The organism is Pseudomonas paraeruginosa (assembly GCF_003025345.2).
Classification (GTDB): domain Bacteria; phylum Pseudomonadota; class Gammaproteobacteria; order Pseudomonadales; family Pseudomonadaceae; genus Pseudomonas; species Pseudomonas paraeruginosa.
On sequence record NZ_CP020560.1, the window covers coordinates 835858 to 861841 of the forward strand.

Annotated in this window: 20 protein-coding genes and 1 pseudogene; 7 read left to right on the forward strand and 14 right to left on the reverse strand. The window is 68.2% G+C overall.

What is annotated here, in order from left to right; genetic code table 11:
• Positions 1-13: 13 nt before the first annotated feature.
• The 6 genes from B7D75_RS04060 to B7D75_RS04085 form a co-directional block, all read right to left on the reverse strand.
• On the reverse strand, positions 14-1318 hold the full coding sequence (locus tag B7D75_RS04060) for an MFS transporter (protein WP_003157583.1): 1305 nt from the start codon (positions 1316-1318) through the stop codon (positions 14-16).
• 92 nt (positions 1319-1410) lie between these two features.
• Positions 1411-1803 (reverse strand): 5-carboxymethyl-2-hydroxymuconate Delta-isomerase, encoded by a 393-nt coding sequence (locus tag B7D75_RS04065; protein WP_012074315.1) that lies wholly within the window; start codon positions 1801-1803, stop codon positions 1411-1413.
• A gap of 10 nt (positions 1804-1813) precedes the next feature.
• On the reverse strand, positions 1814-2737 hold the full coding sequence (hpaD, locus tag B7D75_RS04070; RefSeq protein WP_012074316.1) for a 3,4-dihydroxyphenylacetate 2,3-dioxygenase: 924 nt from the start codon (positions 2735-2737) through the stop codon (positions 1814-1816).
• A gap of 131 nt (positions 2738-2868) precedes the next feature.
• Positions 2869-4329 carry a 5-carboxymethyl-2-hydroxymuconate semialdehyde dehydrogenase gene (gene hpaE, locus B7D75_RS04075; RefSeq protein ID WP_034081648.1) on the reverse strand — a complete coding sequence of 487 codons (1461 nt, stop codon included), beginning with the start codon at positions 4327-4329 and terminating at the stop codon, positions 2869-2871.
• The gene (locus tag B7D75_RS04080) at positions 4326-5105 is read right to left on the reverse strand and encodes a fumarylacetoacetate hydrolase family protein (protein WP_053816668.1); all 780 of its coding nucleotides are present in this window, start codon (positions 5103-5105) and stop codon (positions 4326-4328) included. Before B7D75_RS04080 ends, hpaE begins: the two co-directional genes overlap by 4 nt.
• 10 nt (positions 5106-5115) lie before the next feature.
• A complete protein-coding gene (locus B7D75_RS04085) occupies positions 5116-5775 on the reverse strand; it encodes a fumarylacetoacetate hydrolase family protein (protein WP_004368426.1) in 660 nt (219 codons plus the stop codon).
• Positions 5776-5993: 218 nt separating this feature from the next.
• On the opposite strand from B7D75_RS04085, the gene hpaA reads away from it, so the two are divergent.
• Together hpaA and B7D75_RS04095 are read left to right on the forward strand one after the other, a co-directional pair.
• A complete protein-coding gene (gene hpaA, locus B7D75_RS04090) occupies positions 5994-6905 on the forward strand; it encodes a 4-hydroxyphenylacetate catabolism regulatory protein HpaA (RefSeq protein ID WP_033998328.1) in 912 nt (303 codons plus the stop codon).
• Positions 6906-6954: 49 nt separating this feature from the next.
• Positions 6955-7761 carry an APH(3')-II family aminoglycoside O-phosphotransferase gene (locus B7D75_RS04095; RefSeq protein WP_003157056.1) on the forward strand — a complete coding sequence of 269 codons (807 nt, stop codon included), beginning with the start codon at positions 6955-6957 and terminating at the stop codon, positions 7759-7761.
• 124 nt (positions 7762-7885) lie between these two features.
• On the opposite strand, the gene B7D75_RS04100 is transcribed toward B7D75_RS04095, so the two are convergent.
• The 4 genes from B7D75_RS04100 to ppnN form a co-directional block, all read right to left on the reverse strand.
• Positions 7886-8455, reverse strand: a complete 570-nt coding sequence (locus B7D75_RS04100) for a COG3904 family protein (protein WP_003157057.1) — start codon at positions 8453-8455, stop codon at positions 7886-7888.
• A gap of 77 nt (positions 8456-8532) precedes the next feature.
• Positions 8533-10719, reverse strand: coding sequence for a bacteriophytochrome BphP (gene bphP / locus B7D75_RS04105; protein ID WP_058145579.1), 2187 nt, complete (start codon positions 10717-10719; stop codon positions 8533-8535).
• A gap of 27 nt (positions 10720-10746) precedes the next feature.
• Positions 10747-11334 carry a biliverdin-producing heme oxygenase gene (locus tag B7D75_RS04110; protein ID WP_053813378.1) on the reverse strand — a complete coding sequence of 196 codons (588 nt, stop codon included), beginning with the start codon at positions 11332-11334 and terminating at the stop codon, positions 10747-10749.
• 116 nt (positions 11335-11450) lie between these two features.
• Positions 11451-12836: a nucleotide 5'-monophosphate nucleosidase PpnN gene (ppnN, locus tag B7D75_RS04115; protein ID WP_034081656.1), complete on the reverse strand. Its 1386-nt coding sequence runs from the start codon at positions 12834-12836 to the stop codon at positions 11451-11453.
• Positions 12837-13255: 419 nt separating this feature from the next.
• On the opposite strand from ppnN, the gene B7D75_RS04120 reads away from it, so the two are divergent.
• The 3 genes from B7D75_RS04120 to B7D75_RS04130 all read left to right on the forward strand — a co-directional run bounded on the left by B7D75_RS04120 (position 13256) and on the right by B7D75_RS04130 (position 19477).
• A complete protein-coding gene (locus B7D75_RS04120) occupies positions 13256-13753 on the forward strand; it encodes a GNAT family N-acetyltransferase (protein WP_043099444.1) in 498 nt (165 codons plus the stop codon).
• A 152-nt stretch (positions 13754-13905) separates the two neighbouring features.
• Entirely contained in the window at positions 13906-15096 is a 1191-nt protein-coding gene (locus B7D75_RS04125; protein WP_107113761.1) for a sugar transporter, read from the forward strand.
• A 124-nt stretch (positions 15097-15220) separates the two neighbouring features.
• Positions 15221-19477: a PAS domain-containing hybrid sensor histidine kinase/response regulator gene (locus B7D75_RS04130; protein WP_107113762.1), complete on the forward strand. Its 4257-nt coding sequence runs from the start codon at positions 15221-15223 to the stop codon at positions 19475-19477.
• 1151 nt (positions 19478-20628) lie between these two features.
• On the opposite strand, the gene B7D75_RS04140 is transcribed toward B7D75_RS04130, so the two are convergent.
• Positions 20629-21027, reverse strand: a complete 399-nt coding sequence (locus B7D75_RS04140) for a hypothetical protein (RefSeq protein WP_058135552.1) — start codon at positions 21025-21027, stop codon at positions 20629-20631.
• Positions 21028-21089: 62 nt separating this feature from the next.
• Complete coding sequence (locus B7D75_RS04145) at positions 21090-22283, reverse strand: class C beta-lactamase PDC-41 (RefSeq protein ID WP_034081664.1); 1194 nt, start codon at positions 22281-22283, stop codon at positions 21090-21092.
• A 147-nt stretch (positions 22284-22430) separates the two neighbouring features.
• On the opposite strand from B7D75_RS04145, the gene ampR reads away from it, so the two are divergent.
• Positions 22431-23321 (forward strand): LysR family transcriptional regulator AmpR, encoded by an 891-nt coding sequence (gene ampR, locus B7D75_RS04150; RefSeq protein WP_034081665.1) that lies wholly within the window; start codon positions 22431-22433, stop codon positions 23319-23321.
• Positions 23322-23324: 3 nt separating this feature from the next.
• On the opposite strand, the gene B7D75_RS29505 is transcribed toward ampR, so the two are convergent.
• Positions 23325-23723, reverse strand: a complete 399-nt coding sequence (locus B7D75_RS29505) for a hypothetical protein (RefSeq protein WP_181263680.1) — start codon at positions 23721-23723, stop codon at positions 23325-23327.
• A gap of 157 nt (positions 23724-23880) precedes the next feature.
• Complete coding sequence (locus B7D75_RS04160; protein WP_107114651.1) at positions 23881-25122, reverse strand: cyclic di-GMP phosphodiesterase; 1242 nt, start codon at positions 25120-25122, stop codon at positions 23881-23883.
• 338 nt (positions 25123-25460) lie between these two features.
• Between B7D75_RS04160 and B7D75_RS04165 the strand changes: the two are divergent.
• Positions 25461-25924, forward strand: a pseudogene (locus B7D75_RS04165) (HvfA family oxazolone/thioamide-modified RiPP metallophore).
• Positions 25925-25984: the final 60 nt, after the last annotated feature.

Below are 25984 nucleotides of genomic sequence, written 5' to 3' on the forward strand. Positions count from 1 at the left end.
GGGGTCTCTCGGTTCAGCGTGGGTTGACCACGGCGGCGGGGGTCCGCAGGACCAGGCCGGCGCCGAGGGCGATGAGGATGGCCAGCAGGTACAGGGCCAGGCTGGCGCTCTGGGTGGTGTCGCGCATCCAGCCGATCAGGTAGGGCGCGAGGAAGGCGGCGATGCTGCCGAAGGAGCTGATCAGGGCGATTCCCGCGGCGAGGGTGGCGCTGGAAAGGAAGGCCGGCGGCAATTGCCAGAACATCGGCAGGGCGGCGCTGGCACCCATCCCGGCGATCACCAGGCCGGCCATCACCAGCCAGGCGCTGGTCGGCGCCAGGGCTGCCAGGCTGAGACCGGCGGCGGCCATCAGCAACGGGATGCCGAGGTGCCAGCGGCGCTCGCGCAGGCGGTCGGAGGAGCGGCCGATGAAGATCATGAAGGCGCAGCCGGCGAGATAGGGCACCGCGCTGAGCATGCCGATGCGGCTGTCCCGGGCGATGCCGGCGCCATGGATCAGGCTCGGCATCCAGAACGCGATGGTGTTCACCGCCAGCATCACCGCGAAATAGATCGCCACCAGCAGCCACACCTGGGGATTGCTGAAGATCCCGGAAAAGGAGGTGATGGTCTTGCGCTGCTCCTCGCCGGCCAGTTCTTCGCGCAGCAGGCGCTTCTGCTCGTCGCCGAGCCAGGCCACCCGTTCGAAGCTTTCCGGCAGCGCGCACCAGACCACCACGCCGAGCAGCACTACCGGCAGGCCTTCGATCAGGAACATCCATTGCCAGCCGCGCAGGCCGAGGGCGTCGTGGAAACCCTCGAGGATCCAGCCCGACAGCGGTCCGCCGATCACCCCGGCCATGGGCACGGCGATGGCGAACAGGGCGGTGACCTGCCCGCGTCGGCGCGCCGGGAACCAGCGGTTCAGGTAGACCAGGATACCGGGGAAGAAGCCGGCCTCGGCGACCCCCAGGAGCAGGCGCAGCAGGTAGAAGCCGCGCGCGCTCTCCACCAGCAGCATGGCGGTGGAGAGACAGCCCCAGACCACCATGAGGCAGGCGATCCAGCGGCGCGGGCCGATCCGTTCCAGCATCAGGTTGCTGGGCAGGCCGAACAGCGCGTAGGCGATGAAGAACAGCCCGGCGCCGAGACCGTAGACGGTGTCGCTGAAGTGCAGGTCGGCGCTCATCTGCAACTTGGCGAAACCGATGTTGATGCGGTCCAGGTGGGCGAACACGTAGCACACCAGCAACAGCGGCATCAGCCGCCAGGTGACGCGGCCGTGGGTGCTGTCGCTGAGAGGCGGGGTGGTGCTGTTCAGGGTGCTGGCTGTGCTCATGATCTTGTACTTTTTGTGAGCGCCCGGACGTCCCGGCGACCTGTCGGTGGCCGGAAGGCGGGCTGGGTGAGTGCAGCGTTATGGCGGGCCGGTCAGCCCGCCGGGTTGTTCAGGAATTCATGCACGTTGTTGCGCTTGTAGTTCAGCTCCGCGTCCAGTTCGCTGAGTTCGAAGGACAGCGCCAGCAGGCGTCGCGCCTGGAGCTCGGCGAAGTGCGCGGTGATCACCTCGAAAAGTGCCTCGGCGACTTGCCGGCGAGTCTCCAGGTCGCGACCGGCGCCGACTTTCAGGGTCATGTGGACGAAGGCGTAGTCGTGCCTGCCGTCGGCCATGCGCCAGGTGTCCAGGCGTACGCCGCGGCTGCGGATGCCGCCGAGCGGGAACACGCCGCTGGCGCCGAGGCAGGCGTGGACCTTCTCGAACAGGCCGGGCAGGTCGGCTTCGGCTTCGATGTTGTCGGTGTATTCGGCGATGAAGTGCGGCATGGCGGCGTCCTCAGAGGCGACTGGCGCAGCTGGCGCCGGCCGGGTTGCCGGCCTGGGCGGCGGGGATCGCCGCGCCGTCCTGGGCGGTGACCGGGAAGACCGCGTTGATCTGCCCGGTGCCGGAGGAGCCGAAGTAGGGCGTCACCACCTCCGCCTTGCCGTCGTAGTCCGACCAGCCGAGGGCGCCGAGGAGCATCGCGGTGTCGTGCATGAAACCTTCGCCATGGCCCTTGGAGGCGTACTCCGGGAGCATCCCGCAGAACTCGGCCCAGCGGCCCTCCTGCCACATCTGCACGACTTCATGGTCGAGGACCTCGAGGAACGGGCTCCAGATGCGGTCGGAGAAGTCCGGCGCCTGGCCGTTCTGGGCGAAGCGGTGGGACAGCGAGCCGCTGGCGAGGAACGCCACCGTGCCGTCGTAGTGTTCCTCCACCGCCTTGCGCATGGCCCAGCCCAGGCGCGCGCTGTCGTTCAGGTAATGCACGGTGCACAGGGCGGAGACCGAGACCACCTTGAAGTGGCGGTCCTGGTTCATGTAGCGCATCGGTACCAGGGTGCCGTACTCCGGGCCGAGGGTGGTGGCGTCGTGGGCCAGGGTCTCCACGCCGAGTGCGTTGCAGCCCTCGGCGAGGATGCGGCCCAGCTCCGGGTTGCCGGGGAAACCGTACTCCATGTTGGCGATGAAGTGCGGCAGCTCGTTGCTGGTGTAGAGCCCCTCGAAGTGCGGCGCGCAGTTGATGTGGTAGCCGGCGTTGACCAGCCAGTGGGTGTCGAACACCACGATGGTGTCGACCCCCAGTTCGCGGCAGCGCCGGCCGATCTCGCGGTGCCCGTCGATCGCCGGCTGGCGGCAGCCGTGGCGCGGGCCGGGCAGCTCGGACAGGTACAGCGAGGGTACGTGGGTGATCTTGGCAGCCAGAGCGACTTTGCCCATGACGATTCTCCTGGTGGCCCGTTGGGCCTGGCAGCGGGCGCGGCCGTTGGCGGCTGGCCCGGATTCTTCTGATTGTGTCTGCACGCCGGCGCTGCTGGCGGCCTCGGGCGGCCGCTCTGCACGAGCGCGCCCTACACGCCCCAGCGGGGGATGTGATGGCTGCCCATGGATATACACACGTTCTTGATCTCGGCGAATACCTCGAAGCTGTATTCCCCGCCTTCGCGTCCGGTGCCCGAGGCCTTCACCCCGCCGAACGGCTGGCGCAGGTCGCGCACGTTCTGGCTGTTGATGAAGACCATCCCGGCCTCGATGCCACGCGCCAGGCGATGGGCCTTGCCGATGTCCTGGGTCCAGATGTAGGAGGCCAGGCCGTATTCCACGTCGTTGGCCAGGCGCAGCGCCTCGGCCTCGTCCTTGAACGGGATCAGGCAGACCACCGGGCCGAAGATCTCCTCCTGGGCGATGCGCATGCGGTTGTCCACGTCGGCGAACACCGTGGGCTGGATGAACTGCCCCTTGCCCAGGTGCGCCGGCAGCCCGGCCGGACGCTCCAGGCCGCCGGCCACCAGCCTGGCGCCTTCCTCGAGGCCGATGCGGATGTAGCCGGTGACCTTGTCGTAGTGGGCCTGGGTGATCATCGAGCCGACCTGGGTCTTCGGGTCCTGCGGGTCGCCGACGACCAGGCGCTTGGCACGCGCGGCGAATTCGGTGACGAACCGCGGGTAGACACTTTCCTGGACGAAGATGCGGCTGCCGGCGGTGCAGCGCTCGCCGTTCAGCGAGAAGATGGTGAACAGCGCGGCGTCCAGCGCGCGCTCGAGGTCGGCGTCCTCGAAGACCAGCACCGGCGACTTGCCGCCCAGCTCCATCGAGTACTTCTTGATCCCGGCCGCCTCCATGATTCGTCGCCCGGTGGCGGTGCCGCCGGTGAAGGACACCGCGCGCACGTCGCGGTGGCGGACCAGCGCGTCGCCGGCGCTGGCGCCGTAGCCCTGGACCACGTTGAACACCCCCGGCGGGATGCCCGCCTCGTGCACCAGGCGGCCCAGCTCGTTGGCGGTCAGCGGCGACAGCTCGGACATCTTCAGCACCGCCGTATTGCCCAGCGCCAGGCACGGCGCGGTCTTCCAGGTGGCGGTCATGAACGGTACGTTCCACGGCGAGACCAGCCCGCAGACGCCGACCGGCTGGTACAGGGTGTAGTTGAGCATCTGGTCGTCGACCGGATAGCTGTGCCCGTTCATTCGCGTGCAGACCTCGGCGAAGAACTCGAAGTTGTGCGAGGCGCGCGGGATCAGCACGTTCTTCGTCTGGTGGATCGGCAGGCCGGTATCGAGGGTTTCCAGCTCCGCCAGGTGCGGCACGTTCCGGTCGATCAGCTCGCCGAGCCGGCGCATCAGGCGCGCGCGCTCCTTGGCCGGGGTATTGGCCCATTTCGGGAAGGCTTCCCGGGCCGCCGCCACCGCCGCGTCGATTTCCGCCGCGCCGCCGCTGGCGACCTCGCCGATCAGCTCGCCGGTGGCCGGGTTGTAGTTCTCGAAGACGTCCTTGCTTTCGACCTCGCGGCCATCGATCCAGTGTTTGATCATTCTGCGTGCTCCTGTGCGCGGGCGCGGAAGAATTCGGCCTCGCTGACGATTCGGTTGACCAGGCGACCGACGCCTTCCACTTCCACCACCACTTCGTCGCCGGGGACCACGTCGGACAGGCCTTCCGGGGTGCCGGTGGCGATCATGTCGCCCGGCTGCAGGGTCATGAAGCTGGAGAAGTATTCGATCAGGTAGGGGATGTCGAAGATCATGTCCGCGGTGCTGCCTTCCTGGCGCAGTTCGCCGTTGACCCAGGTGCGCAGGACCAGCCGGTTCGGTTCCGGCACGTCGGCCGCGTCGACGATCCACGGTCCCACCGGGGTGGTGGCGTCGCGGTTCTTCACCCGCAGGTTGGGCCGGTAGTAGTTCTCCAGGTAGTCGCGGATCGCGTAGTCGTTGCACACCGTGTAGCCGGCCAGGTAGCCGAGGGCGTCCTCGCGGCGGACGTTGCGCGCCGGCTTGCCGATCACCGCCACCAGTTCGCACTCGTAGTGCATGTAGTCGACGTTGTCCGGGCGCCAGCTGACCTGGCGGTGGCCGGTGTAGGTGCCCGGCGACTTGATGAACGCCAGCGGTTCGCTGGGCGCCTTGAACGACAGTTCGGCGGCGTGGTCGGCGTAGTTCAGGCCGAGGGCGAACATGCTCCCGGTGGCCGGCGGCAGCCACTCCACCCGGTCCTCGGCGAGCAGGGTGCCGTCGGCCAGGCGCACGGCGTTGGACTCTTCCACCGTCACCTGGTGGACCTGGCCCTGGTAGCGGATGCGTGCGTGTTTCATGGTCGGCTCCTCATTCCGCGACGATGCTGTTGGCGAGGCGGCCGAGGCCGTCGACCTCGACCTCGACGCGGTCGCCGGGATGCACGTCGACACGGCCCTCGGGGGTGCCGGTGATCAGCACGTCGCCGGCATGCAGGGTCATGAACTCGCTGATCTCGGCGATCAGCTGGGGAATGCCGCGCACCAGGTTGGCGGTGCTGTTGCGCTGGCGCAGTTCACCGTTGACGTACAGCTTCAGCTCCAGCGCATGGGGGGCGACGATCTCTTGCGCCGGCACCAGTTGCGGACCGAGCGGGCAGAAGCCGTCGCGGCACTTGGCTTTCACCGCCGGGCGGTAGTAGCTGTCTTCCGGCAGGCTGAACTCGTTGACGATCACGTAGCCGGCGACATGCGCCATGGCTTCCCCGGCTTTCACCCGGCTGGCGTCGCGACCGATCACCACGCCCAGCGCCGGGCCCGGTTGCAGGCGCTCGACGCCGCGCGGGAAGACCACCGCAGCGCCATGGCCATTGCGGGTGTTCGGTGTCTTGATGAACAGCACCGGCTTCACCGGCGGCTTCTGGTACGGCGGCTGGCGGAACTCCGGCAGGCGGCTGTCGAGCAGGCCCTTGTAGTTCAGCGCGACGCCGAACAGGGTGCCGGCGGCGACGTCATTCAGTGCGCGGCTCATTGTGGTTGGTGTCTCCTGGCGCGATGGACGGACGGCCAAGCGGCTGTCCTGGCGAAAACTCGTTAATGTGTTAGCGTTATATTTAACATGTTAATGATCGTCAAGCCCGAACGCCCCGCCATTCGTCCCGGCCAGGTGGCAAGAGGCGCCGCCTGCGGTATACGGATGCCCGCGACGGCTTGCGCACGCAGCCGCAAGAACAACAAGAGAAGATCGCCATGCCAGAGCGCCAGCCGATCCCCAACATCAACATCGGGCAGGTCTACGACCAGCGCTACAGCGATGCCGAGGTGCACTACGACGCGCTCGGCAACCTCGCCGGCTTCTTCGGCCGCAACATGCCGGCGCACCGCCACGACCGGTTCTTCCAGGTGCACTACGTGAAGCGCGGCACGGTGCGGGTGTTCCTCGACGACCGGCGGTACCTGGAGTCCGGGCCGATGTTCTTCCTCACCCCGCCGACCGTGCCGCATGCCTTCGTCACCGAGGCGGACGCCGACGGTCATGTGCTGACCGTGCGCCAGCAACTGGTCTGGAGCCTCCTCGAGGCCGAACCATGCCTGGCGCCCGGTCCGCAGGTGGCGCCGGCCTGCGTGGCCCTGGGCGGCCTGGAGGGAGCGGCGGCCGAGGAGGGCGCGCGCCTGGCGCTGCTCTTCGATCAGTTGCGCAGCGAATCGATGGCCAGCCGGCCCGGTCGCCAGCAGACGCTGCTGGCGCTGACCCGCCTGGTGATGATCAGCCTGCTGCGCCTTTCGACCAATCCGGTGGCGGCCCGGCCGATGCGTCACGAAGACCTGCAGATCTTCCAGCGCTTCAATGCGCTGATCGAGGAGCGCTACGCCGAGCACTGGCCGCTGTCACGCTACGCCAGCCGGATCGGTGTCACCGAGGCGCGCCTCAACGATGTCTGCCGGCGCATCGCCGACCTGCCGTCGAAGCGCCTGGTCTACGAGCGGCTGATGCAGGAGTCCAAGCGCCTGCTGCTGTTCACCGGCGGGTCGGTGAACGAGATCTGCTACCAGCTGGGCTTCAAGGACCCGGCCTATTTCAGCCGCTTCTTCGTCCGCTACGCCGGCATGACTCCCAGCGCCTACCGGCAGCGGCAGGTCGACGGAACGGCCGGTCGCTGAGTGGGAGCGCGGGTATACTCGCGCTCCCACTCGAAAGGAAAGCTCTTCCATGCATGACGCAGCCGCCTCCCTACCGCCCCAGGCGCCCGCCGCCTGGGCCGATTATCTTTCCGGCTACCGCTGGCAGGCACAGCGCGAAGGCTGCTCAGCGGCCGCTGTCCATCGTCTCGATGCGGCCCGGCGGCCGACCCTGTTCGTCAAGCACGAGGCGCTCTCCGAGCAGGCCGAACTGCCCGACGAGATCGCTCGCCTGCGCTGGCTGCACGGTGCCGGCATCGACTGCCCGCAGGTACTGAACGAAACCCAGGGTGGTGGTCGGCAGTGGTTGCTGATGAGCGCCGTAGCGGGAGACACGCTCTCCGCGCTGGCGCAGCGCGGCGAGCTGGAGCCGGAGCGCCTGGTGCGTCTGGTGGCCGCCGCCCTGCGCCGGCTGCACGACCTCGACCCGGCCGCCTGCCCCTTCGACCACCGCCTCGAGCGGCGCCTGGAAAGCGTGCGCCGGCGTGTCGAGGCCGGGCTGGTGGAGGAGACGGACTTCGACGACGAGCATCGCGGGCGCAGCGCCGTGGAGCTGTACCGCCTGCTGCTCGACCGGCGCCCGGCGGTCGAGGACCTGGTAGTCACCCATGGCGACGCCTGCCTGCCCAACCTGCTGGCTGAGGGCCGACGCTTCAGTGGCTTCATCGATTGCGGCCGCCTCGGCGTCGCCGACCGCCACCAGGACCTGGCACTGGCCGCGCGGGACATCGAGACCGACCTCGGCGCGCCCTGGGCCGAGGCCTTCCTGGAGGCGTACGGCGGCGATATCGACGGCGAACGGCTGGCGTACTTCAGGCTGCTGGACGAGTTCTTCTAGTAGGGCCGGTTCGGATCCGGACTGCATCCGGCCTGCCGTTGCGCGCAAACGGAGGTACAACGGCACCAGCCACCGTCGCGAACGGCAGCGCGCCCTCTCTCGCCTGTTCCGTGGAATCGCCGGCTCAGTTCAGCCGGTATTGCGCCAGTTCCTTCGCCGAGAGCACGCGCATCCGCTTCGGATCGGTGCTTTGCATGGCCTGTACCAGGCTGCTCGGGACATCCATTTCGCGGAAGTAGGCCGCGGAGTCGTAGCGCATGCCGTTGGCCGAGCGCGAGTGCAGCGAGTCGCCGTGGGCGTAGTAGGGACGGTGCAGGCCGACGTAGCCGCGCACGGTCTTGCGCTTGCCGGCCGCCAGCAGGTAGACGCAGGTGCCCTGGCAGACGCTGCTCGACGGCACCAGCGCGTCGAAGCCGGTCTCGCGCAGCAGGCGGCCCATGCGGATCGCCTCGGGCACGCTGCCGCCGATGCTATCGAGCAACAGCAGCTTGCGCGAGAAGGTACCCGGATTGTTGCGCAGGCCCTTGAGCAGGGTCTCGTAGTCGCCCGGCGCTATTTCCTCGGAGACCCGTACCGTCAGCACCCGGCCCATGCTCTTGTGCTGCAGGGAGTGCACCTCGACCTTGGCCAGTGCGGGGGCCGAGCAGAGCGCGGCGAGGCAGGCGAGGGCGGTGCGGAGGCGGAGACGGCGCATGGAGCGGAACGATCCTGTCAGACGGTGATGGCTGCCGAAGATACCTGCAAGCGTTGCATTCCGCACGGTCCTCGTCGTCAGGACGAGGATCCCGCCGCCTCCCGGCTCGCCGGCAGACGCAGGCAGAAGCTGATGACGTCGTCCTGGCAGTCCACCTCGATGCGCCCCCGGTGGGCCTGGGCGATGGCCTGGGAAATGTACAGGCCGATGCCCAGGCCGTTGCGATTGCGCTGGTTGTCCGCCGATTCGCGCTTGAACGGCTCGAACAGGTTGGCCAGCTGCGCCTTGGACAGGCCGCTGGTTTCGTTGAGCACGCTCAGGCAGACCTCGTCGCCCTGGCGGGTCAGCGTCACCAGTACCGGCCGTCCGGGCAGGCCGTGATGCCGGGCGTTGCTCAGCAGGTTGGCGGCGACCTGGGCGTAGCGGTCCGGGTCGACCACGGCGCGGACCTGCGGGTCGATGGCGACCTCGATCACCAGGCCGGGATAGGCGACGTCGGTCTCGCAGACGATCTGCCGTACCAGCTGCGAAACGTCGGTGTCCACCGGCGCCACGGTGAGGCCGATGCCCGACTGCAGGCGGCTCATGTCGAGGATCTGGCTGACCAGCCGCTCCATGCGGCTGCTGGAGGCGGAAATGTGCTGGCGCAGCTCGGTGGTGCGGGTATCGCTGGAGGAGAGCAGGGCGGCGGCCATCGAGATCGACTGCAGCGGGTTGCGCAGGTCGTGGCCGAGCACCGCGATCAGGCGCTGGCGCATGCGGTCGATCTCGGCCGCATGGTTGAGGCACAGTTCCATCAGGTCCAGGCGCAGCTTCTCGGCGATCGCCAGGTCGGTTTCGCTCCACGGCGTGGAGTGGCCGCGGACCACTTCCTCCCAGGCCTCGAACGAACCGCGCGGGGTCAGGCGCGGGCCGGAGGGACCGATGCTCAGCAGCTTCTCCGGCTTGCCGCCCCAACGGATACGGTGCACCTCCTCGTGGCGGAACCAGAAGATCCAGCCGGATTCCTGGCGGTGGAAACGGATCGCCAGCACCCCGCAGCAGTCGCCGCCGTCCGGCGAGTCGGCGCTGGGTTGCGGCCAGTTGTCGGTGTGGTAGATGTCCCGCTCAGGGTCGCGCTGCAGGCGCTGCAGGACGTTGCCGGCCTGGCGCTCGAAGTCGCCGCGGATGCTCAGAGTGCGTCCGCCGAGCATGACCAGCGCACCGTCGCAGGGAATCAGCCCGGCGATGCCGTCGTCCGGGTGGGCCAGGGCGCCGAACAGGTCGTCGGCGTCCCGCGCGCGTCGCGCCAGGGCAAGCCGGCGCTCGGTGGAAACGCGCAGCAATTCGGCGATGCGCCCCTGCTCGAGGCGGTCGACGATGGCGCTGCAGACCTGCGAGAAGATCTGGAACGACATGCGCACCGGGTAGGGAATCAGCTTGGGCGACATATGGTGGCAGGAGAACAGGCCCCAGAGCTTGCCGCCGACCACGATGGATATGCTCATCGAGGCGCGCACGCCCATGTTGGTCAGGTACTCGCAGTGGATCGGCGAAACGCTGCGCAGCACGCTGTAGCTCAGGTCGAAGGACCCGCCACTTTCCGGATTGAGCGTCGGAAACACGCGCATCGGGATGTAGGCCACGTCGGCGATCAGCCGGATCGGGTTCTGGATGTACAGGCGGCGTGCCTGTGCCGGGATGTCCGAGGCCGGGTAACGCTGGCCGAGGTAGCTTTCCAGGTCGTCGCGACGGCTTTCGGCGACCACCTCGCCGGAATCGTCATGGCGGAAGCGGTAGGCCATCACCCGGTCGTAGCCGGTCATCCGGCGCAGCTCCTCGGTGACGCTGCTGAGCAGGGTCGCGGTGTCGTTGTGCAGCTGCACCTGGGCGATGATGCGCTGGGCGTTGAGGGTGAAGGACGTGATCGACAGGGTATCCGTGGTGCGGACCTCGAACTCCAGGTAGAACACGTCCTTGTAGCTGTGCCCGATCACATCGAACAGGTGCTCGCCGATCCGCGTCTCCACGCTGTTCGCCCAGGGGCCGCCGCCGAGCAGTCCGTCCTCGAGCATGCGCAGGACCTCGGCGCCGACCTGCTGTTCCTGCAGGTAGCTGCCCGGCGCGGCGACGAAACCGAGCAGCGCCTGGATGTTCTCGCTCGCGGCGAGCACCATGCCATCCGCGCGCAGGGCGAGCAGCGCGCCGTGCGGCTGGATCGCGCCGGGCACGTGGATGGCTTCGTCCTCGCAGTTCGCCAGGGTTACCGGGGTGATGCTCGTCATCTGTCGTCCAGCCTGGAGCCCAGGCGATCAGGCTTCGTCGATGACCCACCGACGAAACGAAACAAAGGTAGCCCGTGCCGCGTCCTGCGCCAGGCCAATGGATTCGGGGCTGACGACCTGGCGGGCGAGCTGCTCGAGAAAGTCCTGCCAGCGCGGCCCGGTGGCCTGGCCGTAGCCTTGCAGCCACTGTAGCGGCAGACCTGGCAGGCGGGGAGCTAGTCGTTTGTAGAGATACGCGCCGCCCAGCGTCGCACCCTCCATCACGTAGGCCACGCCGAAGACCTGCGCGGCGCGTGTCGCGACGGGCAGGTCGGCGCAGCGCGGCAGCGCCTGCACCTCGGCATGGCTCAGGCCGCCGGCCAGCAGGTCGCTTTCCAGCCAGGCGCTTTTCACCAGCCGCGCCTCGGCTCCCAGGGTCGCCGGCCAGCCGCCGCGGTTGTCACGAAACGCGCGTTCCAGGGGTTCCAGCCAGCCCAGGATGCGCCCGGCATGTTCGAGATAGTCCCGCTGGTCGAGATCCTCGGCGCCCAAGGGCGAACGGCGGTCCAGCTCGGCGTGCAGGTCACGGGTGGCGTCGCGTAGTGCGGCGAGGGCTGGCGAAGGACGTGGGGACATGGTGTCAGGGCCAGCGTTTCGGGGCATGAGCGCAGAGAGTAGCAGGAAGCCGGGGGGCTGGCTCCAAATAAAAAAGCCTCCCCGCGCCGGGGCGCAGGGAAGCCGCGCGGGAGGACTCAGGCGGCCTCGGTCTGCACGACGCGGTAGCAGGGCACATAGGCCGCGCCACCGGGCAGCTTCATCCGGTGCTGCTTGACGAACGCCTGCAGCAGGCGGTCCAGCGGCAGCATCACCGCCGGATCGCCGTGGATCTCGTAGGGCCCGTACTGTTCGATCATGCGGATGCCGTTGTCCTTGACGTTGCCGGCGACGATCCCGGAGAACGCCCGCCGCAGGTTGGCCGCCAGTTCATGCGGAGGCAGGCTGCGGCTGAGCTGGAGGCTGGCCATGTTCTCGTGGGTCGGCTCGAACGGGCGCTGGAAGCTTTCGTCGATCTTCAGCAGCCAGTTGAAGTGGAAGGCGTCGTTGCGCTCGCGGCGGAACTGCTTGACCTCCTTCAGACCCTGGGCCATCTGCTTGGCCACCTCGGCCGGGTCGTCGACGATGATCCGGTAGTGGCGCTGCGCCGCGTTGCCGAGGGTGGCGCCGACGAACTCGTGGAGCTGCTGCAGGTAGGCCTCGGCGCTGCGCGGGCCGGTGAGGATGACCGGGAAGGGCACGTCCTGGTTGTCCGGATGCATGAGAATGCCCAGCAGGTAGAGGAATTCCTCCGCGGTGCCGGCGCCGCCGGGGAAGATGATGATGCCATGTCCTACGCGGACGAAGGCTTCCAGGCGCTTCTCGATGTCCGGCAGGATCACCAGCTCGTTGACGATCGGGTTCGGCGCCTCGGCGGCGATGATCCCGGGCTCGGTCAGGCCCAGGTAGCGGCCACCGACGATGCGCTGCTTGGCGTGGCTGATGGTGGCGCCCTTCATCGGCCCTTTCATCACTCCCGGCCCGCAGCCGGTGCAGACGTCCAGGCTGCGCAGGCCGAGCTCGTGGCCGACCTTCTTGGTGTACTTGTACTCCTCGCTGCTGATCGAGTGGCCGCCCCAGCAGACGACGATCTTCGGCTCGACGCCGGGGCGCAGGGTACGGGCGTTGCGCAGCAGCTGGAAGACGTAGTCGGTGAGGCCCTGGGAACTGTCCAGGTCGACGTGCTGACTGTCCAGCCCGCTCTGCGTGTAGACGATGTCGCGCAGGGCGCTGAAGAGCATCTCGCGGGTACTGGCGATCATCTCGCCATCGACGAAGGCATCGGCCGGCGCGTTGATCAGTTCCAGGCGCACGCCACGGTCCTGCTGGTGGATGCGCACCTCGAAGTCCTTGTAGGCGTCGAGGATGGTCTTGGCGTTGTCGCTGTGGGCGCCGGTGTTGAGGATCGCCAGGGCGCACTGGCGGAACAGTTGGTAGGTCTTGCCGTTGGCGGTTTCGCTGAGTTGCTGCACTTCGCGTTGGGAGAGGGTTTCCAGGGTGCCTTTGGGGCTGACCGAGGCATTGATCACAGGACGATGGGACATGTGCGATTCCATGCAGGGGAGGCGGGGGCGGTGGGCGCCGCCGCGTCCGGGTAAGGGAGCGCCGGGCGGGTTGCGTGCCGGGAGAGAGGGCGATCAGCCGTCGGAGTGGGGCGACGAGGCAACCGTGCGCTGGGGCTTGGCTCCAGGGGTCATGATTGAACGTAATAACGAGAACCTGACTGATCTGACAAGGAAAATCTCGAATTTATCTGTCGATGGCCTGGCCGCGGGATAATCCTGTCGTCGAGCGCGGGCGAAAAAATCCGCCATCGGCCGGGATAATCTGCCTTTCTCCTGATATCGTTGCGCTTCCGCCGGATGCTCGGCCAGTCGAAGGGAGGAACGAACCATGACGTATGAACAGTCCAGCAGCGTACGTAGCGACTTTCTTTCCTCCTTTTTCCAAGAGCCTGTCATCCATGATCGAACTCAGAACCATCACCCGCGACGACTGGGAAACCTGCATTGACCTGAAGGTCGCCCGCCACCAGGCGCACTTCGTCGCTTCCAACCTCTATTCGCTGGCCCAGAGCCGCTTCCTGCCGGGGTTCCGCGCGGTCGGCATCCACCACGGTGGGCGCATGGTCGGCTTCGCCCTCTACGGTCCCGACGCCGACGACGGCCACTATTGGCTCTATCGCCTGATGATCGACCGTCGCCACCAGGGCAAGGGGCACGGCCGCGCCGCCCTGCAACGGATCATCGCCAGCGTGCGCCGGACGAGGCGGCGCAGCGACCGGCTGATGGTCGCCTACGCCGTCGACAACGATGTGGCCCGCCAGCTTTATCGGGACGCCGGCTTCGTCGAGCAGGGCCTGGCGCCCTGGGGCGAGACGATGGCCTGCCTGATGCTGCCGGAGCCGTCCCATCGGTCCGGGACGCCGGGCGTGCGTGCAGCGAGCGGCTTCCCGGCGTAGAATCGGGACATTCGGCAGCTCCCCCCTATACCTACAACGACTACCCAACGCGCAACGCCGCCCCGGACTCCTCCGTCCGGGGCGGTTTCCGTCGTGCGCGACCTGGGCGCGGGGCCTGCCCGTCCGTCCCCTGCTCCGGAACCGAATACCCCATGCACAGCACCTCCGAAATCCGCAGCGGCAGCTGGCTGAGCGTGATCGCCCTGGCCCTGGCCGCCTTCATCTTCAATACCACCGAGTTCGTCCCGGTCGGTCTGCTCAGCGACATCGGGCACAGCTTCGACATGCCCACCTCGCAGGTCGGCCTGATGCTGACCATCTACGCCTGGGTGGTGTCGCTGGCTTCCTTGCCGATGATGCTGCTGACCCGCAATATCGAGCGGCGCAAGCTGCTGGTCGGGGTGTTCCTGCTGTTCATCGCCAGCCATGTGCTGTCCGGGCTGGCCTGGAACTTCCCGGTGCTGATGCTCAGCCGGATCGGCATCGCCTTCGCCCATGCGGTGTTCTGGGCCATCACCGCCTCGCTGGCGGTGCGCGTGGCGCCGCCCGGCCAGCAGGCCAAGGCGCTCGGCCTGCTGGCCACCGGCACCACCCTGGCGATGGTCCTCGGCATCCCGCTGGGGCGGGTGGTCGGCGAGGCGCTGGGCTGGCGCACCACCTTCATGGCCATCGCCGGGCTCTCGGTGCTGACCCTGCTCTACCTGGTGCGCTCCCTGCCGCCGCTGCCGAGCCAGAACTCCGGCTCCCTGCGCAGCCTGCCGATGCTGTTCCGGCGACCCGCGCTGGTCTGCCTGTACATCCTGACCGTGGTGGTGATCAGCGCCCAGTTCACCGCCTACAGCTACATCGAGCCCTTCGCCAGGCAGGTGGCGCAGATGGGCGGCGAAGCCACCACCCTGCTGCTGTTGCTGTTCGGCGGCGCCGGGATCTTCGGCTCGCTCCTCTTCAGCCGCTACAGCGAGGCCTTCCCGCGCGGTTTCCTGCTCGCCGCGATCCTCGCCCTGGGCACCAGCCTGGCGCTTCTGCTGCCGTTTTCCGCGCAGCCGACCTGGCTGATGGCGCTCAGCGTGCTCTGGGGCATGTCGATCATGTGTTTCGGCCTGGCCCAGCAGTCCCGTGTGCTGCGCCTGGCCTCGGACGCCACCGACGTGGCCATGGCGCTGTTTTCCGGCCTGTACAACGTCGGCATCGGTGCCGGCGCCCTGCTCGGCAGCGTGGTCAGCGAACGCCTGGGGCTGGCCGCGATCGGCTACGTCGGCGCCGCGCTGGCGCTGGCCGGCCTGCTGCTGGCGCTGTTCACCGCGCTGCGCTACGCAGGGGCGTTGAAAACGACCTCGTTGTAAGAGCCCATTAACTGGCCCGGATGACTCGGCGGTGGAATCCGCCTGCTTGATCTAGTCTTCTGGAACCAAGGCGCAGGGACCGCAGGGCTGACCGGCGCTGCACTGGCAGGGATGGACGAACCGGGTGAACGTACGACAGAGCAAGTTCAAATTGAGCCGCTGGGCCGGCGCGACGCTGCTGCTCGGCCTGCTGCTGTCCGGGCTGGGCGCCTGGGGCCTGGCGCTGGTCAACCAGCAGCAGGCGCGGGCGGCGCTGGAGCGTGAGGCTGAACTGGTGGCCGAGGCGGTGACGCGGCGCATCGAGCTTTACCAGTATGGCCTGCGTGGCGTGCGCGGGGCATTGCTGACCGCCGGCGAGGCGCACATCGACCGCGAGCTGTTCCGTCGCTACAGCCTGACCCGCGACATCGACCGCGAGTTTCCCGGCGCCCGCGGCTTCGGTTTCATCCGCCGGGTGGCGGCCGCCGACGAGGCCGGGTTCCTGGGCCAGGCGCGGGCCGATGGCCAGCCGGAGTTTCGCATCCAGCAACTGACTCCGCACGATGGCGAGCGCTACGTCATCCAGTACATCGAGCCGCTGGCGCGCAACGACCAGGCTCTGGGCCTGGACATCGCCTCGGAAACCAATCGTCGCGAGGCCGCCCGCGCCGCCCTGGAAAGCGGGCAGGTGCGCCTGACCGGGCCGATCACCCTGGTCCAGGCCAGCGGCCTGCGCCAGCAGTCGTTCCTCATCCTGATGCCGATCTACCGTAGCGGCACCACCCCGCCCGCCGGCGCCCAGCGCGAACTCGAAGGCTTCGGCTGGAGCTACGCGCCGCTGCTGACCAGCGAGGTGCTGGCCGGGCTGCCCATCGACAACGCCGCGATCCACCTGGAGCTCAGCGACGTCACCGGCGATGGCGCCGCCGTGCCGTTCTTCGTCAACGGCGCCGCGGCCCCGGGCCAGCGCCTGTTCGGCCAGGAGTTGCAGCGGGAGATATACGGCCGCCACTGGCAGATGGAGTTCAGCGCCCTGCCGTTGTTCGTCCAGCGCCTGCACCAGCCGTCCCCGCGCATCCTGTTCCTGGCCGGCGGCCTGGTCAGCCTGCTGCTGGCGGCGCTGGTCAACGCCGGAGCCCTCGGCCGCCAGCGCCGGCGGCGCGAGGCGGCGACCCAGGCGCGGCTGGCGGCGATCGTCGGCAATTCGGCGGACGGCATCATCGGCGCCGCGCTCGACGGCACCATCACCGACTGGAATCGCGGCGCCGAGGCGTTGTTCGGCTACCGCGAGGAGGAGGCGGTCGGGCGGCGGGTGGTGGACCTGCTGGTGCCGCCATCGAAGGAGAGCGAGGAACTCGACATCCTTGCCCGCATCGCCCGCAACGAACAGGTGGTCAGCTTCGACACCGTGCGCCGGCACCAGGACGGCCACCTGCTCGACGTGGCGGTGACCGTCTCGCCGATCCTCGATGGGGACGGCAGGGTGGTCGGCGCGTCGAAGACGGTGCGCGACATTTCCGCGAAGAAGGCCGCCGAGGCGCGCATCCGCGAACTCAACGCCGGTCTGGAACACCAGGTCGCCGAGCGTACCGCCGAACTGCGCCGGCTCAACGTGCTGCTCGGCAGCGTGCTGCAGGCGGCCTCCGAGGTTTCGATCATCACCCTCGACCGCGACGGCATCATCAGCGGTTTCAACCTCGGTGCCGAGCGGATGCTCGGCTACCGCGCCGAGGAGGTGGTCGGCAAGGTCTCGCCGACTCTCCTGCACAGCGAGCGGGAACTGCTCGCCCGTGGCCGTGAACTGGGCGAGCAGGGTTTCCGCGTGCTGGTGGCGCGTGCGGAGCGGGAAGGCGCCGAGACCCGCGAATGGACGTACCTGCGCAAGGACGGTTCGCCACTGAGCGTGACCCTCTCGGTCACCGTCCTGCGCGACGAGGCCGGGGCGATCAACGGCTACCTGGGTATCGCCGTCGACGTCACCGAGTGGCGCAACGCCGAGCGCGAGATGGCCGCGGCGCGCGACCAGCTGCAGATGGCCGCCGACGTGGCGCGCCTGGGCATCTGGCGCTGGACCCTGGCCGACGACAGCCTGCAGTGGAACGAGCGCATGTGCGAACTGTATGGCCAGCCGCTGGCGCTGCGCGAAGGCGGGCTGGTCTACGAGCACTGGCGCAGCCGCCTGCATCCGGAAGACCTCGAGCGCACCGAGGCCAGCCTGCGCGCGGCGGTGGAAGGGCGCGGCAACTACGACGTGATCTTCCGCGTGCTGCTGCCCGACGGCGGCATCCGCTTCATCCAGGCCGGCGCCCAGGTCGAGCGCGACGCCGACGGCACGCCGCTGCAGGTCACCGGGATCAACATCGATATCACCAGCGACCAGCAGCTGCAGGCGCGCCTGCGCGAGGCCAAGGAGCAGGCGGACGCCGCCAGCGCGGCGAAGTCTTCGTTCCTGGCCAACATGAGCCACGAGATCCGCACGCCGATGAACGCCGTGCTGGGCATGTTGCAGCTGGCCCGGCAGACCGACCTCAACGAACGCCAGCGCGATTACCTGGACAAGGCTAGCTCGGCGGCGACCTCATTGCTCGGCCTGCTCAACGACATCCTCGACTACTCGAAGATCGAGGCCGGCAAGCTGCTCCTGGAAATGCTCCCGTTCGAGCTGGAGCCGCTGATGCAGGACCTCGCCGTGGTGCTCTCCGGCAACCAGGGCGACAAGGACGTGGAGGTGATCTTCGACATCGATCCCGAACTCCCCAGCGCGGTGGTCGGCGACCGCCTGCGGCTGCAGCAGATCCTCATCAACCTGGCCGGCAACGCGCTGAAGTTCACCGCCCACGGTCATGTGCTGGTCAGCCTGCGGCGGCTGGCGCACGACGCGCATCGGGTAGGCCTGCGCGTCCTGGTGGCGGATACCGGCATCGGCATCAGTGCCGAGCAGCAGCAGCGCATCTTCGAAGGGTTCACCCAGGCCGAGGCGTCCACCTCGCGGCGTTTCGGCGGCACCGGCCTCGGCCTGTTCATCTGCAAGCGCCTGGTCGACCTGATGGGCGGCCGGTTGCAGGTGGAAAGCTCGCCGGGAAGCGGCAGCCGGTTCTGGTTCGACCTGGACCTCGACGTGGCTCGCGGCGAACCGCTGCGCGCGGCCTGCCCTGGAGTCGGCGAACCTCTGCGGCTGCTGGTGGCCGACGACAACCTGATCGCCGGTGAACTGCTCGAGCGCACGGTGGGAGCCCTCGGCTGGCGCGCCGATTGTGTCGGCAGCGGCAGCGAGGCGGTGGCGCGGGTACAGGCGGCGATGGCCGAGGGTCGTCGTTACGACGTGGTACTGATGGACTGGCGCATGCCCGACCTCGACGGCCTGAGCGCGGCGCAACTGATCCGCCAGTTGCAGGGCGACCTGCCGCCCCCGATGGTGATCATGATCACCGCCTATGGCCGCGAGGTGCTCGCCGACGCCCGCGACCACAGCGCGCCGCCCTTCGTCGACTTCCTGACCAAGCCGGTCACCCCCAAGCAACTGGCCGACTCGGTGCTGCACGCGCTGCACGGCGAACAGGGCGCCCCGGCCAATCCGCCGCCGCGCCCGCAGGAGCGCCCGCAACGCCTGCGGGGCGTACGCCTGCTGGTGGTGGAGGACAACGCGCTGAACCGTCAGGTCGCCGCCGAGCTGTTGAGCAGCGAGGGCGCCCGGGTATCCCTCGCCGATGGCGGGCTGGCGGGCGTGCAGCAGGTGCTGGAGGCCGGCGTGCCGTTCGACGCGGTGCTGATGGACATGCAGATGCCGGATATCGACGGCCTCGAGGCGACCCGGCGGATCCGCGCCGACGGCCGCTTCGCCGGGCTGCCGATCCTGGCCATGACCGCCAACGCCTCGCTGTCCGACCGCGAGGCCTGCCTGGCGGCGGGGATGGACGATCATGTGGCCAAGCCCATCGACAAGGAGCGTCTGGTGCTCTGCCTGCTCGGTCATCTCGGCCGGTCCGTCGACACGGCTGCGGTGCCGGTGCCGGCGGCGGAGACGACCGAACTGGTCGAGGCGCGTGGCGACATCGTCGGCCGCTTCGGCGGCAGCCTCGAGCTGATCGTCCAGGTGCTGCGACGCTTCGTGCCGGACATGCAGGAACTCCTCGGCCAGCTCGAACGCCAGTTGGGCGAGGGAGATATCCAGGGCTGCGCGGCGACCCTGCACACCATCAAGGGCAGTGCCGCCACCGTCGGCGCCAGCGCCCTGGCCGGTCGCGCCGGCGAGCTGGAACTGGCGCTGCGTCGCGTCGATCCGCTGGACGGCGCGGAGTGCCTGGCCGGCATCCGCCTCGACGAGCTGCGCGCCCTGCGCGATACCTGCCTGCAGCGCCTGCAGGGAATGTTCGGCGACGTGCAGGCGGAATCGGCGAGCTGAACGCCGGCGGGACCAGGCGCGGCCCCGTCGGAACGCCAGCAGCAACCGCCTCTGCGAATAGCGTCCCAGGGTTCAGCCGGGACCGTTGCAGCGACAGCGTTCGCGATTTTGGGGTTGCCTGTACGGCAGTGAATTGAGGTTTCCTGCTTTTCCCGGATCGCTGGTACTTTTCTTCGCTGCCTGCACGGCAGTGACACAGGGGGAGGATGCAGCTTCAAGCCTGAGTGTGCTTCAGGCTGGGTGATCTGGTTGCTTGTCGTGCCTGCCTCGACTTCCTGTTTCGCCCTCCCGGGCGAGTTCCTTTTGCAAGCGTCCAAAAGGAACCGAAAGACTCGCCCCAGCCGCTAGGCGACTGGGGTGCCCTCGCTCCACCGCCGCGCCGGGGGCCCGCCGCCACGGTCCTTCGTGGGCCGAGGCGGCTCTCGCGGCTTCCTGACGCTCGTCCCCCTGCGCAACGACTCCGCTCGGCCTCCTGACGGGGCGGGTTCGCCGCCTCCACACTCCGATGCCGGGTTCGTAGGGTGAATAACCGCTTGCGGTTATCCGCCGCTTATCCGGGGTATCGGTGGATAACGCCCATGGCGTTGTTCGCCCTACATGCCCTGGAAACGCCGGACAACTCCTCCGGACATTTCCCCTGCCTCTCTCGGACGCCCAGGAATTGGAGAAAAACCCAGTAGGAGGATGATGGAGGGGTCGCCAAGACCATCTTCCAAGATGCGTTCCAGCGCCCGAAACGACACGGGCCGCAGGTGCTTGCAACACCCACGACCCGCTAACCACAACCCAGCTCAATAGGAGCTGACCCATGGCTAAGCTGAATGATACGTCCACCCCTTCCGTCACAGAACGTCCCTCCGCTTCATCCCGCTGCTGCCCGCCTCGCAGGCCAACTGGTTCCCACGCAACGCCACGCTGTACCAGGACGCCCAGGCGCCACGCGGCCAGTTGTTCGAGAGCGCGAAAGCGCGCCTGCAATCGGCGCTCAGCATCCTCGCCCCGACCCGCCTGCTCGACGAGAACGAGGAGCCCAACTAGGAAACGCCCGGCATGACGTCGCCGTGGGTGCGGCCGGGTTCACCGCCATAGCGACAACCAGGAAATCCATAGGGCTGCATCGGTGCAATGGCCCGGATCCGCTGCCGTGCCGTTCAGGCGTCGCGCAGCAGGTCGTGGGCGTTGAGCAGGGCGTAGGCGATTTCCGGGCGTTTCTCCAGGCCACGGCGGATGGCGGCGGGAATCGCCTGGCGGGTCTTGCGGCAGAGCCCCGGCTGTTCCTCGAAATGCATGCGGATGCCGCGCATGCTACGCACTTCGCCGAACGCCGGGGCGATCCGCAGGCGGATGCCCAACTGGTCTTCCATGCGCCGCAGCAGGCGTTGCAGGTCATCCAGGCTGCGCAGGACCTCCAGGCGCGCCAGCAGGCGCTGTTCTTCCTGGCGGGTCAGGAGGAGGATGCGGCGGTCCGAGCCGGGTGCCTCCAGGCGCTCGCGTTCGCAGACGCAGGCGCCGGGCGGGCAGGGCTGGCGGAGGGGCGGGGAGAGGGTCATGGCTCCATCATAGCCATGACCGGCGCTCCGTGCCGCAACGCGCCATCGTCGCGCGAGAGGCCTCAGCGCACCAGCGGTACCTTGGCCTGCTGTTCCAGGCCGCTGAGGATGGCGTAGGCGATCTTCACCCGCTCGGCATTGGGGTAGTTGCGATTGGCCAGGATCACCAGGCCGACGTCGCGTCCCGGGATGAACGCCAGGTAGGCGCCGAAACCGTTGGTGGAGCCGGTCTTGTTCAGCAGGCGCTGGCCGTCCAGGGCTTGCGGCGCCGGCAACCTGGCGACCTTGTGCGCCTGTAGCGCCATCGGCGCCGAGTTGCCCGCCTGCAGGCGCTTCAGGTCGATCGGCCAATCGTAGGCTTCCCAACCCAGGCCCTGGGTCATGTCGCCCACCTTGTAGTAGCCGCGATGGGTGGCGTCGAGGGCCTGCGCCCAGGGCTTCTCCAGGCGCTCGGGGTGCAGGTTGGCCTCGACGAAGCGCAGCAGGTCCGCAGCGCTGGACTTCAGCCCGTAGGCCTCGGCGTCCAGCGGACCGGGTCCGACCCGCAGCGGGTGGTCGTCCTTGCCGTAGCCCTGGGCGTACAGCCCCTGCTGCGCGGCGGGCACCCGGATAAAGGTGTGCTCCAGGCCGAGCGCCGGGAACAGCTGCCGTTCCATGCTGCGCTCGAATGGCTGGCCCAGGCTGCGCGCGGCGAGATAGCCGAACAGACCGATGCTCGGGTTGGAGTACTGGCGGTGGCTGCCCGGGGCGTAGGTCGGTTGCCACTGGCGGTAATAGTCGCGGATCTGCGCCGGATCCTTCTGCACCGCATCGGGGAACTGTAGCGGCAGGCCGCCAGCGGTGTAGGTGCCGAGGTCGAGCAGGCTGATACCGTCGAAGCGGCTGCCCTGCAGGGCGGGCCAGTGCCGGCTGGCGCGGTCGTCGAGGCGCATCTTGTCCTGGGCCAGGGCGTAGCCGGCGAGGGTGGCGGTGAAGGTCTTGCTCACCGAGCCGATCTCGAACAGGGTCTCGGGGGTCACCTTGCGGGCGTCCTCCTTCGAGGCCACCCCATAACTGAAGTAATGCGGTTCGCCCTTGAGAGTGATGGCGACGGCCAGTCCCGGGATATCATTGGCCTTCATGACCGGTTGCACGGCGGCGTCCACCAGAGCCTTCAGGCGCTCCGCCGGCGCCTCCGTGGCGAAGGCCGATGTTGTCGCGAAGAACAGGGTGGAAGCGGCGAGGCCGCACAGGTTGAGGATTGTCGCATGGCGCATGGGGATTGGCGTCCTATGTCGTTGGCTGCAGGGAAAACCGCCCCGGGAGCGCTCCTTCGTCGGCGGGCGAGGAAAATCTAGGCTTGCGCGGCTCGTTGGGCAAACGATGAATACTCGCAGTAGCCATTAGAAAAATTTGGAGCAGACATGGTTCGACCGCATTTGCCGCTGAACGCCCTGCGGGCCTTCGAGGCTTCCGCCCGGCACCTGAGCTTCACCCGCGCGGCCATCGAGCTGTGCGTGACCCAGGCGGCGGTCAGCCACCAGGTGAAGAGTCTCGAGGAGCGTCTCGGCGTGACCCTGTTCAAGCGTCTGCCGCGCGGGCTGATGCTGACCCATGAAGGCGAAAGCCTGCTGCCGGTGCTGTGCGACTCCTTCGACCGCATCGCCGGGCTGCTGGAGCGTTTCGAGGGCGGCCACTATCGCGACGTGCTCACCGTCGGCGCGGTCGGCACCTTCACCGTCGGCTGGCTGTTGCCGCGTCTCGCGGACTTCCAGGCGCGCCATCCATTCATCGACCTGCGCCTGTCGACCCACAACAACCGTGTCGATATCGCCGCTGAGGGCCTCGACTACGCGATCCGCTTCGGCGGCGGTGCCTGGCACGGCACCGAGGCGCTGGCCCTGTTCGAGGCGCCGCTGACGGTGCTCTGCTGCGCCGAGCTGGCGACCCGGTTGCGCAGCCCCGCCGACCTGCTGCAACACACCCTGCTGCGCTCCTACCGCGCCGACGAATGGCCGCTGTGGTTCCAGGCCGCCGGCCTGCCGGCGCACGTGCCGCTGACCCGCAGCATGGTCTTCGACACCTCCCTGGCCATGCTCGAGGCGGCGCGGCAGGGTGTCGGGGTGGCCCTGGCGCCGGCGGCGATGTTCGCCCGGCAACTGGCCAGCGAAAGCATCCGGCGGCCGTTCGCCACCGAGGTGAGCACCGGCAGCTACTGGCTGACGCGCTTGCAGTCGCGGGGGGAGACCGGGGCCATGCTGGCGTTCAGGGAGTGGTTGCTGGAACAGGCTTCTGCCGAAGTCGGTAAGAGATAGCGCTTAACCAGCGTTTGGAATAGTAAGGAAGAAGCGATCTTCCTGTTCGGACTCTTTTTTGTACGCGATGGCATTTCCGAGATTGATACGGTTTCTGGCGTTGGGGTTGTGATTGGAGTCGCTGACAGCATGGCGGATATGGCGTGGCTCGTCAGCGTTGCTGGTCGGTCCGTCAAGCGTCAGCCCCAGGCTGGCGGCATACGCCCGGCGTGCCGCAACGATCTCGCTCTCCGGCATGCCTTCTTTCCCTGCCGCGGCAACGACGGCAAGTTCGCATAGGCGGCCAGCCTTCCTCGGGGAAAGCCTCAGATCGGCGCCTGCGGACCGCAGGGCAAGCAGCGCTTTGGATTGAGCACAGCCATTTTTGCTGTGCTCTTCGATGGTCTTCAGGAGCGGGCTCATATGGCCTCTTGAAGATTGTCGGCGGATCGCCAGCAGTATTGACGATGGCGCGCTTGAAGCAATCGGGAGCAGGCGATGGCTGCGGTGAAACGGCGGATAACGCTTCGCGTTATGCGTCCTACGGGAGCGGCGTCCCGGCGTCGCCGGCGGAAGGCGTCTACGGTTTCCCCGTTCCCGTGTCGAAATACGATCCGCCGCTGCCGGGCAGCCCCGTCCACAACTCATCGAGATTGCGGAAGTTCCACGCCTCCGCCGGCTCGAAACCGACGATCCGGTCGGTCTGCCCGGCCTGACCGAGGTCCACCACCTGTTGTGGGATCGGCACCCTCGAGCGGGCCGAGAAGAATACCCTGACCCGTGGCGTCAGCAGCGAGCGACCGTGTTGTTCGAGGACCACGCCGAGGCGCCCGCTTTCCAGCCGGACCAGTACGCCGACCGGGTAGATGCCCACCGCCTTGACGAAGGCGCGGAACACCTGCGGGTCGAAGTGCCCGTTCCATTCGGCCATGCGCCGGATCGCCTCGGCGGCGTTCCAGCCCTTCTTGTAGGGGCGGTCGGAGGTGAGCGCGTCGTAGACGTCGCAGACCGCGCCCATTCGCGCCAGCAGGCTGATCTGCTCTTCGGCCAGGCCGAAGGGGTAGCCGGTGCCGTCGACGCGTTCATGGTGGTGCAGGCAGACATCCACCACCAGGGCGCTGACCTGGCGGCAATCGAGCAGCATCCGCGCGCCGTTCTGCGGATGCCGGCGGACCAGGCCGAACTCCTGTTCGGTGAGCTTGCCGGGTTTGCTCAGGATCGGTTCCGGCACCGCCATCTTGCCGATGTCGTGGAGCAACCCGGCGAGCCCCGCTTCGCGCACCAGCGGCTCGGCCAGGTCGAGCTGGCGGGCGAGGGCGATCATGAGGGCGCAGACCGCCACCGAGTGCATGTAGGTGTACTCGTCCGAAGTCTTCAGCCGCACCAGGCTGACCAGGGCGTTGGGGTGGCGCAGCACCGAGGCGGAGATGTCGTCCACCAGCGCGGCGGCATGCGCGGTGTCGATGGCCTGGCCCATGCGCGCGTCGCGGAACATGCTGACCACCGCGCGCTTGGCCTTGCCGCAGAGCAGGGCGGCCTGGCGGATTTCTTCCTCCAGGGCGACCCGCGCCGGCGCTGGCGCGGCCGGCATGGTCACCGGCAGCACGGCTGCCGCTGCGGCGGCTTCGGTGGGCAGGTCGAGGCCCTTGCCGACATCGATCCAGACCTCTTTCACCGCGCTTTCGCGCAGGCGTTGCAGGTCGGCCTGGTTGTCGAGCAGGAAGCTGCCTCTTTTCCAGAACGGATGGTCCAGCCAGGAGCCGCACAGGCTCTGGATGAACATGCCGGGGCGAAGCTGGGTGACCGGAATGCGTTTCAGCACGATGGAGGTGATCTCGTGGCAGGCCCAGGGGGCTGTCTCCATACGGTAGCCGAGTTGCTCCGGCGGAAACGAGCGTTATCCGCCACTTCCCGGCATGGCGAGACGGCCGGTCGCGGCGTTCGCCGCGTATCGCTCTGTATCTGCGCCCAGCGCCGATACGAGCGGGGTACAAATCGATGCGCCGGGCGATACATCGCCGATACATCTTCCAGGCGAAATGGGCCCGTCCGAACCGGGACGGGCGAGTCGGCCAGACAAGGTCCCGCCGCCCGGTTCGAACCGGCGCCGAAGGCGGCGCCGCGCCTGCGGCCCGGCCGCGTTCACTGTGGAGAAGAAGCATGTCCGTTTTCGATTCGCGTCAAAAGACTTCCGCCAGCCTGCTCGGCGCCGTGCTGGTGGGGGAATGCTGCTCGGTGGTTCGGCGTTCGCCGTCGAGCCGCTCGGGCAGGGCCTGCAACTGGCGGCGGCCAGCGCCGGCGAAGGCAAGTGTGGCGAGGGCAAGTGCGGCAGCGGCGGGGCGCAGGCCTCGGCCAAGGCTGGCGCCGAAGGCAAGTGCGGAGAGGGCAAGTGCGGTGACGCCTCGTTCGCCCGTACCGATACCGACCACGATGGCAAGGTTTCGCGCGCCGAGTTTCTCGCGGTGGCCAAGGAGCGTGCCGGCGAGTTCGACAGCATCGACACCGACCACGATGGCTTCATTTCCGAAGCCGAGGCCTACGAGCACCTGCGCAAGACCTACGAGGCCAACGGCAAGCCGATGCCCGCAGGGCTGTTCAGCAGGCTGGAACAAAGCCGGCACTGAACCTTTCCTCACCCTGGCGGCGCCCTCTCTTTCCTCCGGGAAAGCGGGGGCGTCGCCGTT

What these genes read in the sequence shown, in the direction of transcription:
- B7D75_RS04060 (WP_003157583.1), bottom strand. Translation starts at nt 1,318, where the DNA reads ATGAGCACAGCCAGCACCCTGAACAGCACCACCCCGCCTCTCAGCGAC.
- B7D75_RS04065 (WP_012074315.1), bottom strand. Translation starts at nt 1,803, where the DNA reads ATGCCGCACTTCATCGCCGAATACACCGACAACATCGAAGCCGAAGCC.
- hpaD (WP_012074316.1), bottom strand. Translation starts at nt 2,737, where the DNA reads ATGGGCAAAGTCGCTCTGGCTGCCAAGATCACCCACGTACCCTCGCTG.
- hpaE (WP_034081648.1), bottom strand. Translation starts at nt 4,329, where the DNA reads ATGATCAAACACTGGATCGATGGCCGCGAGGTCGAAAGCAAGGACGTC.
- B7D75_RS04080 (WP_053816668.1), bottom strand. Translation starts at nt 5,105, where the DNA reads ATGAAACACGCACGCATCCGCTACCAGGGCCAGGTCCACCAGGTGACG.
- B7D75_RS04085 (WP_004368426.1), bottom strand. Translation starts at nt 5,775, where the DNA reads ATGAGCCGCGCACTGAATGACGTCGCCGCCGGCACCCTGTTCGGCGTC.
- hpaA (WP_033998328.1), top strand. Translation starts at nt 5,994, where the DNA reads ATGCCAGAGCGCCAGCCGATCCCCAACATCAACATCGGGCAGGTCTAC.
- B7D75_RS04095 (WP_003157056.1), top strand. Translation starts at nt 6,955, where the DNA reads ATGCATGACGCAGCCGCCTCCCTACCGCCCCAGGCGCCCGCCGCCTGG.
- B7D75_RS04100 (WP_003157057.1), bottom strand. Translation starts at nt 8,455, where the DNA reads ATGCGCCGTCTCCGCCTCCGCACCGCCCTCGCCTGCCTCGCCGCGCTC.
- bphP (WP_058145579.1), bottom strand. Translation starts at nt 10,719, where the DNA reads ATGACGAGCATCACCCCGGTAACCCTGGCGAACTGCGAGGACGAAGCC.
- B7D75_RS04110 (WP_053813378.1), bottom strand. Translation starts at nt 11,334, where the DNA reads ATGTCCCCACGTCCTTCGCCAGCCCTCGCCGCACTACGCGACGCCACC.
- ppnN (WP_034081656.1), bottom strand. Translation starts at nt 12,836, where the DNA reads ATGTCCCATCGTCCTGTGATCAATGCCTCGGTCAGCCCCAAAGGCACC.
- B7D75_RS04120 (WP_043099444.1), top strand. Translation starts at nt 13,256, where the DNA reads ATGATCGAACTCAGAACCATCACCCGCGACGACTGGGAAACCTGCATT.
- B7D75_RS04125 (WP_107113761.1), top strand. Translation starts at nt 13,906, where the DNA reads ATGCACAGCACCTCCGAAATCCGCAGCGGCAGCTGGCTGAGCGTGATC.
- B7D75_RS04140 (WP_058135552.1), bottom strand. Translation starts at nt 21,027, where the DNA reads ATGACCCTCTCCCCGCCCCTCCGCCAGCCCTGCCCGCCCGGCGCCTGC.
- B7D75_RS04145 (WP_034081664.1), bottom strand. Translation starts at nt 22,283, where the DNA reads ATGCGCCATGCGACAATCCTCAACCTGTGCGGCCTCGCCGCTTCCACC.
- ampR (WP_034081665.1), top strand. Translation starts at nt 22,431, where the DNA reads ATGGTTCGACCGCATTTGCCGCTGAACGCCCTGCGGGCCTTCGAGGCT.
- B7D75_RS29505 (WP_181263680.1), bottom strand. Translation starts at nt 23,723, where the DNA reads ATGAGCCCGCTCCTGAAGACCATCGAAGAGCACAGCAAAAATGGCTGT.